Source organism: Halonotius aquaticus, assembly GCF_003605575.1.
GTDB lineage: Archaea > Halobacteriota > Halobacteria > Halobacteriales > Haloferacaceae > Halonotius > Halonotius aquaticus.
In genome coordinates, this window is the sequence record NZ_QKNY01000018.1 from 367,393 (window position 1) to 380,491 (window position 13,099).

The following is a 13,099-nucleotide window of genomic DNA, read 5'->3' on the forward strand; positions in this document are numbered from 1 at the left end:
CGTCTTGTTGCTCATTTCGGCGGAATGAGCGACCAACAGCCGTAATCAGCAGAGTTCGTCGATCAGTTCTTGTGTCGATTTCCGGACAGCGTCGTCGCTGCTCAGGCTCGGCTCCCAGCCGAGGGCAGCGAGTTTCTCGATCGAGAGCCGCATCTTCGGCACGTCGCCCGTCCAGCCGCGGTCGCCGCCGGTGTACTCGTAGTCGGGATCGAGACCCATCTCGTCGGCGACGATGGCGGCGATCCGGTCGACAGAGGTGGTCGTCCGTGTCCCGAGGTTGTATGTGTTCATCGCATCGTCAGCGGTGGCGACGATGTGTAGCATAGCGTCAACGCAATCCTCGATGTGGAGATAGGATTTCTCTTGGCGGCCGTTGCCGAGGATGGTGAGCGTCTCGGGGTCGTCAGTGAGCTTTTCGATGAAATCCGGAATCACGGCACCGCGGAGCCCCGGGCCGACGACATTGGCGAAGCGGAAGTTCCAGACCGTGAGGTCGTGGCTGTGAGCGCGCGCCGAGAGCAGGCCTTCGTCGGCGAGTTTGCTCGCGCCGTAGGCGCTGATCGGCTCCAGCGGGGCGAAATCCTCGGGCGTTGGCCGTGGGGCCTCGCCGTAGACCGTCGATGAGGAGGTGTAGGCGATCTTCGTCACGTCGGCGTCAGCCATCGCCTCCAAGAGATTCAGCGTCATCTGCGTGTTGTCCTCGAACTGGCCGTGTGGACGGTCGGTGTCGACGAGTTTTGAGGCTGCGAGGTGGAAGACGAGGTCGACCCCGTCGAGAACACCGTCAAGCGCATCGGGGTCGGTCAGATCGGCTTCGACGAGTTCGGCGTCGTCAGCGACGCGGTCGCGGGAGCCAGACGAAAGGTTGTCGACGACGGTGACGGTCGCGCCGTCGGCGAGCAGGCGGTCGACGAGGTGTGAGCCGACGAAGCCGGCGCCACCCGTGACGAGGACATGCTGAGTCGAGAGATCCATACGCCCATGAGTTGCCAGTCGGTAGGAAAGCGTTCTGTTGTCGACCGGCTATCCGTCCAGTCGCTCGGCGATGCCGACGAGCGTCTGGCCCGCTGTCACCGTTGCCTCGCGGGCGATCGAGTAGACGACGCCGGCGCGGTCGGCGGTGACTGTCTGTAGGGACTCGTAGGTCGCCGGATCGTAGACGGTGCCGAACGTCTCGCCGGCATCGACATCGGCTCCGAGTTCGGCAGCAGCGTCAGGGACGAACAGTCCCGAGTCCGCCGCTCGAACGCGACCGAGGTGGTTGCGCGCGCGAACGCCGTCCCACGGATCGGGGTCGTCGGCGAGCAGACCGAGGTGGCGAAACACGCCGAAGAGGCCATCGAGACCAGCCTGGATCGCCTCGTCGTCGAGCTGTTTGTTTGAGCCGAGTTCCGGCGTGATCGAGGGGATGCCCGCACGGGTCGCTGCGACGCGGAGCTTGCCGCCGAAGTTGCGCTCGTCCCACTCGGTGTCGGCCTCGTCACCAGCGGCTTCCGCCAGCAGAAGGTCGGTGCCGAAGGCTTCGGCCAGTTGGCGGGAGGCGTCGTCACCGCGGAGATAGACCGTGTGGGTCTGCATCTCGGGACTGCCGGTGTGGAGGTCGATGATGGCGTCGGCGTCGCTCGCTTCGGCCCACAGGCGGGCGGCCATCCGCTCGTGGATCGTCCCCGCACTGTTGCCGGGCCAACAGCGATTCATGTTCGGGGCCGCCGAGTCGATGGGTTCCGGCGTCGTGTAGGCGACGCGATCAAACGTCAGTGGGTCGGCGACGGGAACGACGATCAGCGTGCCGTCGAGATCGCTGGCGACAGGGCCGACAGTAGCGGAATCGGTCAGTCGCTCGTGGAGGCGACGCAGGACATCGGTGCCGTTGATCTCCCGACCGTGTTGGGCCGCCTGCACGTAGCACGTCGGGCCATCGCCGTCGCCGTAACGGTGGATCGTCGTCTCGACGGGGACGCCGGAGGGGAGTCGCGCGAGCGTCACCCGATCGGCGGTATGCATTATCGGTGCCAATGGGCTCGGGGTTTGTAAGCTATCGGCGCAAGCCAGCACTGTTTTCCGCCTACCGGCCAACCACCAGCTATGGCAAACCCAACAGCAACTCTGCATACGAACCACGGCGACATCACCGTCGAACTCTTTGAGGAACGCGTCCCCAACACCGTCGGCAACTTCATCGGGCTGGCGACCGGCTCAAAGGAGTGGACCGACCCTGAGACCGGCGACACCGTCCAGAATCAACCGCTGTACGACGACGTGCTCTTCCACCGCGTCATTGAGGGCTTCATGATTCAAGGCGGCGACCCGACCGGCACCGGCCGCGGCGGCCCCGGCTACGAGTTCGACGACGAGTTCCACGACGACCTCACCCACGACAGCGCGGGCATCCTGAGTATGGCAAACTCCGGGCCGAACACCAACGGCTCGCAGTTCTTCATTACCCTCGACGCCACCCCGCATCTCGACGGGAAACACTCCGTGTTCGGCGAGGTCACCGACGGGATGGATGTCGTCGAAGAGATCGGCTCGGTGCCGACCGACCGCAACGACAAACCGCGTGAGGATGTCGTCCTCGAATCGGTCGACGTCGAGTGGCACTGATCCGGAAAGCAACCCCACAACGCGACTAAAACAGCTGTTTTTCATACGACAGCCAGATTTTGTATTGGAACCGCCAACTTCCAAGAGAATAGCTGTCGATCCAGCGATCTGATTGCGGTTGGATATAAAAGCTTGCGGCAAGGCTTATATCATAGTACGGCATACCATAGCGTGAATCGAATGTTTGAACCATTTTCCGACGGCTACTACCTCGGCGAACTATACGTCGAACCGCACGACGGCGACCGCGCAGTCATCCAACAGGCCGACCACGAGGCCGTCAACAAGCAGTTGTATGCCGACAACGAGGGGCTCGAACGGCTGGACGCGCCGCTGGTGATGAAACTCGACACCGCCCACTTCCCGGTTGGCGGCGACGAGGGCGTGCCGTCGGGCACGCTGGCGGTGCCATCGGAACTGCTTGCGGAGCAAACCGCAAGCGCTCGGGAGGTTTTCCTTGCCGACCGCGAGCGCGCGATGGAGCTGTTGCGGTATGCAGGCTGGGAGCCCACAGCCGGCACCTAACCGGTCGCCGACCCAACGTTTCAAGTCCGCTGGCCGCGGTCATCCGGCATGCTCGATAAGCTGCTCGGACGCGCCGAACTCAAGGCCCGTATCGAGGAGTTAGAAGACGAAAAGCACCACTTGGAGCGACAGCTAGAGGCCGAATCCGATCGTCGGGCCGACGCCGTCAGCGACAAGCAGGCCGCCGAGGAGCGGATCAACCGGCTGGAAGACCGGATCGCCGAACTCGAAGACCGCGTCGAACGCAGTCAACAACGGGGGGAGCGCGACCGCGAGCCGCGGCGCACCGAATCACTCCGTGGCGACCGCCTCGACAGTGTGCTCGGTCGGCTCGAATCAGTCGAAACAGGCCGAGAGGGCGCACTCAGCGCGGCGATCGCCGACGACAACACGCTCCCCGACACTGTCACAACCGCGGTCGACGACGACTGTGCCGGCGTCATTCGGGGAGCCGCGCCGACGCTCTACTACACCGACGATGCCGGCCTCCTCTCGGTGGCGCTCCGGCCGCCGATCATGCCCGACGGCTTCACCGCGTGGGATGATCGCTTCGACATCGACCGCGAGTGGTTCCAGCCTGTCGACCGACTGGTGTTTGCGGTCGTCCGTGCCGACGTATGTGCCGTCGGCGTCTACGAGGACGGCGAGCGTGTCGACTTTGAGGGGTTCGAAAGCTCGGTCAAATCTGAGCACTCGAAGGGCGGGTTCTCCCAGAGCCGCTTCGAGCGCATCCGCGACGAACAGATCGACGAACATCTCGATGACTCAGCCGACCTGATCGAGACACTGATCGAGGACAGCGATCCCGACCGGGTCGTGCTCACCGGTGAGGAAGTGATCGTTGGCGAACTTGCGGAGCTAGCCGACCACACCGCCAGTACCGACGCCGGTGGGAAGCCAGCCGACGCGATCGAACACGCGTTTGCTGATTTCTGGACGACGCGGCTGGTCGCAGTCTGAGTTGATACGGCGACCGAACGCGCGCTACCGGGCGACCGTTTACCGGACGACCGTCACCGGAACCGGCGACCGTCGCACGACCGTCTCGGAGACGCTCCCGAGCAGCAGACGCGCGGCCCCATCGCGGCCGTGACTACCCATGACAATCTGGTCGATGTCGTACTCCTCAACACAGCCGACGATCTCGGTGGCTGGGCGGCCAGCCAGCAGTTCGCGTTCGATCTCGTGGTCGTCGCCAGCGGTCGCCGCAGCCTCATCAAAGAGTTCCTCGGCGCGGTTCCGCTGGTCATCGACGACGCCGGCCGGATCGCCGAGCAGGCCATCCGGGCCAACGTTGCCGTCAACCGGTGTCAGGACGTGGACAAGGACGATCGTCGCGTCTGGAAAGGTATCCAGCGCGTAGCGCAGTGCTTCCTGTGACGGCGGCGAACCATCAAGCGGCACAAGGAGTCGGCGAGCCATACTCGGTCTTTCACCGGCAGGGATACAATAACATGGCGACAGCGGCGCGCTGTCGAGCGGGCAAACAACCACTCACCCAAATCGGGGATGTACCGACAACGCACGACGGGCGGTAGTATATACACACCGGGAGCCGCCATCCTATGTGGCACACGCAGCAATCATCGTTCTGGCAGGCACCGAATCGCACGCCGATTATGGGCGGCTCGCAAACGCGCTTGAAGCCGCCAAGGAGTTCGCCGAAACCGACGGCGACGATGTGAAACTGATCTTCGACGGCGCGGGCGTCCAGTGGGTTCCCGAACTCGAAGCCCCCGACAGCGACTATCATGATCTCTTCGAAGCGGTTCGAGAACACGCCGCCGTCTGTGACTACTGTGCGAGCGCGTTCGATGTCACCGACGCCGTCGACGCCTCCGGGCTGACAACTCTCGCTGAGTACGACGGCCATCCGAGTATCCGCGACCTCGTTGCCGATGACTACGAGATCATCACGTTCTAACGCGGCCGAACGCCCGATTTTTACAGACAGCGATAAATCTGGTCGTTCACCCAACATAATCGAACTGAACCGCGATATGGCCGTCCGGAACACCCCAGTAGGCAAACCGGCAGCGACCCGGCTGGAGGTCGGGACAGATCGTCAGGTCGTCTTCGTGGGCGTGGCCCGCAAGCAGCCCATCTTCGGTGAGTTCGAACGACCACGTGAACCCCTCGCCGGGGGGTTGGCCGATCCCAATATCAGTGTAGGGGAGGCGGTCGGCATCGCCAGTCGTGCCGCGAACCTCCTCCCAGCCGTTCTCTGTTTGTAGGTGCAGATTGTACTTGTGTTCGTTCCCAGTCGTTAGATACGTACTCGACACGTTGACAAGCCGGAATTCGATCTCATCGCCGCGCTCGAATGTGAGGTCGTCGACAGCGTCGCCAGGGGTGCGAGCGCGAAGCGCGAACGTCGACGCACCGTCATCATTGGTGAGCGTCCCGTACTCGATGGAGTCGTTGTCGACATACGTGGGGTGACGTTCGAAGCCGTCGGTCGCACAGTCGAGGGCGGTCGGCACCGCCGGTGGGTTGCCGTCTGGCTGGACACCGCCAGCAAGCGTGTCAGGATCGATCAGCGGCGCGTCGGCGTCAATCTCGGCTGTGACTCCCGAGCCGTTGGTGAGTGTGACGCGTGTCGCCGCTGGGAGGTCATCGCCGGTAACACGGATGAACGCCGAGGGGTAAGTGAGCGCCTGCGTGCAGAATGTTCCTTCTTCACTGGTGTCGACCGCGCTGGCGGTGGCAGTGATCGCGTTGTCGTCGATAACGACTTCGTCGACAACGATCTCGCGGTAGCAGCCGGTGGGGCCGACCGACTGCAGATAGAGGAGTGTCGCCGACGAAAAATCGGTTTCGTCGACGAACGCCGTGACTGCCTCGGGCGTCGTCTCGCGGTCGTCGACGAGCCAGCGCAGTTCATCGCGGCTCTCGAAGCGGGCGACAACGCCGGCCGACTCGGTCGGCTGCCCGGCGGTGGCCCACTGCGGTTCGGTGAAGGAATCGCCGAGCTGGTGAACAGTATACTCCGTGGCTGATCGGTCAGCAGTCTCGTCGTCGGGGTCGGTCGGCGCGCCGGCACAGCCAGCCAGCAGGAGGGTGCCGAGACTCAGCCCGGCAAGAGAGGAGCGACGGTGCATATCCGACAGTCAGCCGAGCGGAGTAAGTGTCTTCGGGCCGGTACAATCGGCGTTGTAGTGGTGAAAAAGGCGGTGTCAGAGATCCCGGTTAGGCGTCATCGTCCCGAAGCTCGTCAAGTTCGGCTTCGACCTCGGCGTCGTCGACGTCAGCCTCAAGATCCGACAGTTCGGCATCCACGTCCGCGTCGGTCGTGCTGGCCTCGACATCGGCGTTTTCGTCGCTGTCGGCTGTGTCGGCATCAGTTGTCTCTCCGTCACCGTCGCCCATCTCGGCTTTCAGCGTATCGAGTTCGGAGTCGACGGCCTTGCCGCTTGACAGTGATTCGAGTTCGCGGTCGATCTCATCGCCATCAGAGAGCGCGTCGTCGAACGTGCCGGTTTCCTCCAGTTCGTTCATCGCCTCGGCGCGGGCCTCCATCTCCTCGGTGCGCTCCTCGGCGCGCTCGATCGAGCGGGCGACATCGCCCATCTCGTCGCCAACGCCGCTGAGGGCTTCCGAGACCTGCGATGAGGCCTCGGCGGCCTCGTATTTCGCCTTCATCGTCTCCTTTTTTGTGCGGAACTCCTCGATGCGACCCTGGAGTTTGTCTTTCTTGTCGACGAGGTCGTCTTGGGTCGCCTGTAGATCGGCGATCTGATCGTTGAGCTCCTCGATCTGGGTCATCTTCGATTGCTTCTTTTCGAGGGCTTTCCGGGCGAGATCATCCCGATCCTGCCGGACAGCCTCGCGGGCCTGCTCGTTGTGTTTGTCGACGTTTTCCTCCAGGCGGCGTTTCTGCATCTCTAAGCGTTTCTTTTGGGTCGTCAGATCAGCGATCCCCTGTTTGACATCCTGTAGCTCGTCTCGCATCTTCTCGTAGGAGTAATCCAGCGTCTCGGTGGGATCTTCCGATCGGTTGAGGAGGGCGTTGAGCTTCGACCGAACAACGTAGGAGGTGCGCGAGAGGATTCCCATAGGCTGTGTTGGGCCACGGCGTGCTTAAAACCTGAGATGTGGGCCCTCGGGGGCTCGACGGCCCGTTCGGCCCGTCATCGTGAGGCTGGTCACCGCCCGCAGGCTGGCGGTGTCGATACCGACGTGAGCCCCGAACCAACAGGGTACCCTATACTATGAGGCCCACTGCTCGTGTGGAGCCCTATTCACATAGTGGATAGCATTAGGGTAGGACAGAGAGTATTTCCATTCAACGCGTGAGCCATCAAGGCACCCACAAAAATCGCCACTGGCACGGTCGGCCGAGAGCCGCAACCGGCGGCCGCGCCGACAGGACGGAACGGGGCGTGGTGTGATGAGCGACGCCCAGGAACAGCACCGCGATCGGGAACTACTGGCGACCGCCCAGCGGCTCGCCGCCGTCGGCGGCTGGGAGTACGACATCCAGCGGGAAACGCTGTCCTGTACCGACGAGGTCACACGACTTTGTGGCCAGCCAGCCAGCGACGAGTTGACGCTGTCGACGACGATCGAGCAGTTTCATCCGTCGGATCAGCCGGCGGTGCGGGCCGCCATCGACGGGGCGATCAACGCCGGGGAGGGCTTCGAAGGCGAGTGGCGACTTCAGCCCGAAGACGACGACCAGCGGTGGGTTCGGGTCTACGGCGAGCCCGAAGAACAAAATGGCGCGGTTGTTCGGGTTCGCGGCGCAATCGAGGACATCACGGCGGAGAAACAGCACAAACAGCGGCTCAACCGGCTCTTCGAGACGAACCGCAAGCTCTTCGGGCAAGACACCACCGACGCGGTCGCCAGCGTCGCTGTCGACGCCGCCCGCGGGGTGCTCGGCTTGTCGCTCTGTGGGATTCATCTGTACGACGCCGGCGACAACGTGCTCGCGCCGGTCGCCACGACCGACGCCACCGTGGAAGCGTTCGGCGAGCCGCCAGCGTTCGGTCCCGGCGACAGCATCGCCTGGGAGACCTTTGAGACCGGCGAGCCACACGTCTACGATGATGTACAGGCCGCTGACACCGTTCACAATCCCGACACCGCCATCCGAAGCGAGTTGCTGCTGCCGCTTGGCGACCACGGCGTCTTTATTGCCAGCTCGCCGCAGGCGGGTGCCTTCGACGACCGCACCGTCTCGATGGGGAAGATTCTCGCTGCCGATGTTGAGGCGGCCCTCGATCAACTCGACCAGAAACAGCAGCTTCGCGAAACAAACGAGCGCTTAGCGGAGTTCGCCAACATCGTCTCCCATGATCTCCGCAATCCGCTGTCGGTCGCAAAGGCCGGCGTCGAAGTCGCCCAACGCGGTGCCGGCGACGGCGACAGTCTCGAGCGTGTCGAGCGCGCTCACGACCGGATGGCAACGCTGATCGATGATCTGCTGACCCTGGCACAGGATGGCGAGGATCTCGATGAGGACGCCCTCGAATCGGTGTCGCTGCCGGCGGTTGCCGCAGACGCATGGGATGGAGTGGCAACCGACGACGCCGCGTTGGCGGTGCCCGCCACCGACAGCATCGTCGCCGACCGATCACGGCTCCGACAACTGCTTGAAAACCTCTTTCGCAACAGCATAGAGCACGGGTCACCGGACGATCGATCGCAGGCTGTCGATACGGAGCCAGCAGTCGACGATGCGGAGTCAGCAGTCGACGATGTCGACCACGACGCGGCGGTCACGGTTCGTGTCGGCGACCTGCCTGACGGCTTCTACGTCGAGGACGATGGCCCCGGAATCGACCCGGACGACCGAGAGACCGTCTTTGAGCCCGGCTATACCACCCACGACGAGGGGACGGGATTTGGGCTGCGGATCGTGCGCACTGTCGCGGCAGCCCACGACTGGGACGTTTCGGTAACCGATGGGACGGCCGGCGGCGCGCGGTTTGTGTTCACCGATGTCGAAACCCGGCTGAACTGATCGTGGGAGAGACGCGCACAGTTAAACCGCCTGCCCGTCTACGATTCAGGTGTGATCGAGCGGCCATTCACGCAGTTGCCGGCGACCACGGTGACCGTCCAGGTCGATCCCGACGCCTCAGTCGCACCCGTCAGATCCCGGCTCAGTCAGCTCTTTGGCACCGAGCAGGTCACCGTCACCGAAGGCGACGCCGACCAGGCCGCCGAGGTCGTTGCCAGCCGAGACGGCCGCGTCGTCGCCACCTCTTCAGTGGACGCATTGCTGCAATCGCTGTTGCTCATCAACTCCGATGTGTATATCACCGGCAGTCGCCCGGTCACCGAGGCGACGCTGCCGGATGTGTTGGCCGCGCTCTCCGACATCCCGTTTCAGCTGCGGGGGTATCCCGACTCGGATAGCGAGAAGCTGTTGTTGATCGCCGTCTCCCGACGGATCGAACGGCGAGCCATCGAGGCCGGCGCGGGAACCTTCCGAGTTGGCTTCCAGCAACTCTCCCGGCTGGTCGACGAACCCGGCACCACCGAGGTCTACGAGCAACTGGCCGCCACCGATGTCGACGTCCATGCCTACGGTGTCGGCGATGTCGCCGTCCCCGACGAACTGGGGGTGACCGCCCACACCGGCGACTCCGCGCTCCACCGGCGAGGGTGGTTTGTCATCTTCGAGCCGGCGACGGCGACCGTCGAGCCGATGGCGTTGTACGCTCTCGCCCGTGGTGCAAACCACTGGGAGGGGTTTTGGACATATACGCCCGAGCGGATCGCGGCGATCAGCGATGTCGTCACCCAGACGGCCGTGACCCGATCGTAAGCCGACAGGAGGGGAACGACGCAGTGGGCGGCGGAAGTGGGTTTTAAGCGACCCGGGAGCGAGTGCACTAGCGAGCGTGACGGACGCAGACACAGCCGCGGGGTCGACGCCCCCGCCGGCCGAGACGGACAGCGAGTCGATACGGGTGCTGTTGGTCGACGACGACGAGGATTTCGTCGCGTTGGCCTCGACACTCCTGGAGGCCGAAAGCGACCGGATCGACACAACCACTGAGACCAATCCACAGCACGCCCTCGAAGCGACGGAGTTCGAAACCATCGACTGTGTTGTCTCCGATTTTCGGATGCCGGAGTTAGACGGCATCGAATTCCTCGAAACCATCCGCGAGACGTATCCGGAACTCCCCTTTATTCTCTTTACCGGCAAAGGCGACGAGGAGGTCGCCAAACGCGCGATCGCCGCCGACGTGAGCGACTACATTGTCAAGGACGGCTCGGCCGAACAGTATGCCATCTCGGCGAACCGGATCGAAAATCTCGTCGCCCAGTATCACACCCGCCAGCAGGCCCGTCGGCAACGGCGGCTGGACACCCTCAGCCAGCAGGCCCTCGACACGGCGTTGAGCGAGCCAACGCGAGCGGCCATCGAGACGGGGATCTGTGCGCACCTCGTCGACACCGACCTGTATGCGGCGGCCTGGATCGTCGAATCCGATCCCCACAGCGAGGCGATCACCGCCCGAACCCGCGCCGGCGAGACAGCCCTGCTGGATGAGCTCGCGGCTGTAGCCGCCCGCGAGGACAGCGTCGAAGCCCAGGCGATGGCAACCGGCGACCACCACGTCGCCAGCGACCTCGCCGGACGGGATGACGCGTGGGCGGTCGCGGCCGCCGACAACGGGATGGCCGCCGCGATCGGCGTCCCGATCACCAGAGCGGGCGTCCCCTATGGCGTGCTTGGGGTCTACACCACCCGAAGCGACCTCGGCGACGACGAGGTGGCGACGCTGAGGACGATCGCCGATCTCACCGCGTTTGCGATCGGGGCCAGCGAACGCCGGCAGGGCGACACCAGCCAAGAAGTCACCGAGGTCACCTTCGACGCCAGCACAACCGACCTGCCGTTTGTTCGGGTGGCCGACGCCGTCGGCTGTGCGGTCGAAATCAGCCAGACGAGCCACCGCAGCGACGGGACGACCCGAACGGTCTACCGGCTTGCTGATCCGCCAGCGGACGCCGCCGAAACGGCAGAGACAGTGCTGTCGGCAGACGTTGAGCAGGTCGACGGCGCGGCCGACACACTGTCGATCGCCAGCGACGAGCCGTGGTGGGTCGCACTCACCGAGAGCTACGGCGCGAATATCGCCGCCGCGAGCGCCGACGATGACGGCGCGACGATCACCGTTGAACTCCCACCGAACGTGACAGTGCGGGCGGTCGTCGACACGCTGACAGCCCACGCACCGGGGATCGAACCAGTCGCCCGCCAACAGCGCGCCCGCCGGGAGCGATCGCTCACCGAGCTTGAGGCCACCGTCGCCGAGCGACTCACCGACCGCCAACAGGAGGTCGTCGAGACGGCCTACGAGGCGGGCTACTACGAGTGGCCCCATGCGGTTTCAAGTGAGGCCGTCGCCGACCTGCTGGGGATCGCCCAGCCGACCTTCGCCGAACACTTCTGGGCCGCTCAACGCCGGATCGTCGAATCGCTGTTCGATCCTGACAACCCAGAATAGAGCCCCACCACCGCCGCCGTCTCACGCCACCCCAGCGACCCTTTATTGATAGGACGTGGGATGGTGTGATCGCTCCTATTCACCTAGCACGTACTGTTAGGTGTGTTTCACCCGTTGTACCAAGTGATGCTTGACTCAATCGCCGGACTGCTGTCGACGGACGAGGGGTCGACACCGGGCACTGATTCGACAGACCAGACGAGCGATGAGGAGGCAGTTGATGCTGCATCGGCGGGCGATAGGGCACCGAGTGAGACAACTGCCGACAAGGGCGCAGTCGACATTAACGCGAGCACGGTCGACGACAGCGCGACAGAGACGAACGCCATCGGCAACGACGCCGCAGACACAATCGAGGGCAACGATGCGACCGCTGTCGACACCACCGATGCGACCGCCGTCGACAGCACTCCACCCGCACCCGACGACGGGGGGCAAACAGTCGAGCATCCAGAAGCATCCGCAGAGGCCACCACCCAACTCGCCGCCGACGGTGGGGTAGACGCACAGACGGCACCCCAACAGTCCGCCGGGCAGGGAGCGGCGACCACACAACAGGCCAGCGGCACGGTCACGACCGACGCCGACGCCGAGACAGTCGTCATCGAGCGCGATCGGCTTGAAGAGCTCCAGACCGCAACCCAGGAACTCGCCTCGGCGGCAACCCAGGTCGCCGAAAGCACCGAGGAAGTCAACGGCGTCGCCAGCGAGCAGGCCGAGAATATGGCCCAAGTCACCAGCGAGGCCTCCGATCTTTCGGCGACCATCGAGGAGATCGCCTCCAGCGCGGATCAGGTGCGTGCCGAAAGCGACAACGCCCGCGAGCTGGCCGAGGAGAGCCAAGCCGCCGCCAACGACGCCATCGACGCGATGGACACCGTCGACGAGGCGGCCACCGAGGTCGCCGACGACATCGCCGCGCTCCGGGATCGGGTCGAAAACATCGACGAGATCGTCGCCGTGATCCAGGATATCGCCGAGCAGACGAACCTGCTCGCGCTCAACGCTTCGATCGAGGCCGCCCGCGCGGGCGACGCCGGTGACGGGTTCGCGGTCGTCGCCGACGAGATCAAAACGCTCGCCGAGGAGACCCAAGAGCAGGCCGTGGACATCGAGGAGATGGCCACCCGGATCAAGAACAACACCGACGAGACCGTCGACAGCATCGAGCGCGCCAACGACCGCATCGACGACGGCCTCGGCCGGGTCGACACCGCCATCGAGAGCCTCGATCAGATCGGCGACGCGGTCGGTGAGATCAACGACGGCATCAAAGAGGTCGCCGACGCGACCGACGAGCAGGCCGCCAGCACCGAGGAGATCGCCGCGATGACCGACGACGCAAACGACAACGCGCGTCTGTTAGCCCAAGAGATGGACGAACTCGCGGCGGCCAATCAAGAACAGACCAGCATGGTTACCGAGATCGCCGATCTTGTCGAGACGTTCAGCGAGAACAGCGAGATCGAGTTCGAGGCCAGCCGCAACTAAGGAGG

13 protein-coding genes are annotated in these 13,099 nt (G+C 64.2%); 8 read left to right on the plus strand and 5 right to left on the minus strand.

Annotated features, from left to right (window positions below):
* Nucleotides 1–45: 45 nt before the first annotated feature.
* Both DM826_RS11505 and DM826_RS11510 read right to left on the minus strand, forming a co-directional pair.
* Nucleotides 46–975 (minus strand): NAD-dependent epimerase/dehydratase family protein, encoded by a 930-nt coding sequence (locus DM826_RS11505; RefSeq protein WP_120103564.1) that lies wholly within the window; start codon nt 973–975, stop codon nt 46–48.
* A gap of 48 nt (nt 976–1,023) precedes the next feature.
* Nucleotides 1,024–2,004, minus strand: a complete 981-nt coding sequence (locus tag DM826_RS11510; protein ID WP_120103565.1) for a succinylglutamate desuccinylase/aspartoacylase family protein — start codon at nt 2,002–2,004, stop codon at nt 1,024–1,026.
* A gap of 81 nt (nt 2,005–2,085) precedes the next feature.
* Here DM826_RS11510 and DM826_RS11515 point away from each other — a divergent pair, with 81 nt between their 5' ends.
* From DM826_RS11515 to DM826_RS11525, 3 genes are all read left to right on the plus strand, one after another.
* A complete protein-coding gene (locus tag DM826_RS11515; protein WP_120103566.1) occupies nt 2,086–2,604 on the plus strand; it encodes a peptidylprolyl isomerase in 519 nt (172 codons plus the stop codon).
* Between the two features lie 180 nt (nt 2,605–2,784).
* Nucleotides 2,785–3,129, plus strand: a complete 345-nt coding sequence (locus tag DM826_RS11520; RefSeq protein WP_120103567.1) for a DUF5802 family protein — start codon at nt 2,785–2,787, stop codon at nt 3,127–3,129.
* A gap of 48 nt (nt 3,130–3,177) precedes the next feature.
* The gene (locus DM826_RS11525; protein ID WP_120103568.1) at nt 3,178–4,089 is read left to right on the plus strand and encodes a Vms1/Ankzf1 family peptidyl-tRNA hydrolase; all 912 of its coding nucleotides are present in this window, start codon (nt 3,178–3,180) and stop codon (nt 4,087–4,089) included.
* A gap of 39 nt (nt 4,090–4,128) precedes the next feature.
* Here DM826_RS11525 and DM826_RS11530 read toward each other — a convergent pair whose 3' ends face one another.
* On the minus strand, nt 4,129–4,551 hold the full coding sequence (locus tag DM826_RS11530; protein ID WP_120103569.1) for a universal stress protein: 423 nt from the start codon (nt 4,549–4,551) through the stop codon (nt 4,129–4,131).
* Between the two features lie 145 nt (nt 4,552–4,696).
* Here DM826_RS11530 and DM826_RS11535 point away from each other — a divergent pair, with 145 nt between their 5' ends.
* A complete protein-coding gene (locus tag DM826_RS11535; protein ID WP_120103570.1) occupies nt 4,697–5,053 on the plus strand; it encodes a DsrE family protein in 357 nt (118 codons plus the stop codon).
* A gap of 46 nt (nt 5,054–5,099) precedes the next feature.
* On the opposite strand, the gene DM826_RS11540 is transcribed toward DM826_RS11535, so the two are convergent.
* Nucleotides 5,100–6,230: a protease complex subunit PrcB family protein gene (locus DM826_RS11540; RefSeq protein WP_120103571.1), complete on the minus strand. Its 1,131-nt coding sequence runs from the start codon at nt 6,228–6,230 to the stop codon at nt 5,100–5,102.
* Nucleotides 6,231–6,318: 88 nt separating this feature from the next.
* Nucleotides 6,319–7,185, minus strand: coding sequence for a PspA/IM30 family protein (locus tag DM826_RS11545; RefSeq protein WP_120103572.1), 867 nt, complete (start codon nt 7,183–7,185; stop codon nt 6,319–6,321).
* Nucleotides 7,186–7,519: 334 nt separating this feature from the next.
* Here DM826_RS11545 and DM826_RS11550 point away from each other — a divergent pair, with 334 nt between their 5' ends.
* The 4 genes from DM826_RS11550 to DM826_RS11565 all read left to right on the plus strand — a co-directional run bounded on the left by DM826_RS11550 (nt 7,520) and on the right by DM826_RS11565 (nt 13,094).
* On the plus strand, nt 7,520–9,097 hold the full coding sequence (locus DM826_RS11550; protein ID WP_120103573.1) for an ATP-binding protein: 1,578 nt from the start codon (nt 7,520–7,522) through the stop codon (nt 9,095–9,097).
* Between the two features lie 51 nt (nt 9,098–9,148).
* Nucleotides 9,149–9,907 carry a DICT sensory domain-containing protein gene (locus DM826_RS11555; RefSeq protein WP_165853304.1) on the plus strand — a complete coding sequence of 253 codons (759 nt, stop codon included), beginning with the start codon at nt 9,149–9,151 and terminating at the stop codon, nt 9,905–9,907.
* A 76-nt stretch (nt 9,908–9,983) separates the two neighbouring features.
* Nucleotides 9,984–11,603, plus strand: a complete 1,620-nt coding sequence (locus tag DM826_RS11560) for a bacterio-opsin activator domain-containing protein (RefSeq protein ID WP_120103575.1) — start codon at nt 9,984–9,986, stop codon at nt 11,601–11,603.
* 126 nt (nt 11,604–11,729) lie between these two features.
* Complete coding sequence (locus DM826_RS11565) at nt 11,730–13,094, plus strand: methyl-accepting chemotaxis protein (RefSeq protein ID WP_120103576.1); 1,365 nt, start codon at nt 11,730–11,732, stop codon at nt 13,092–13,094.
* Nucleotides 13,095–13,099 lie beyond the last annotated feature (5 nt).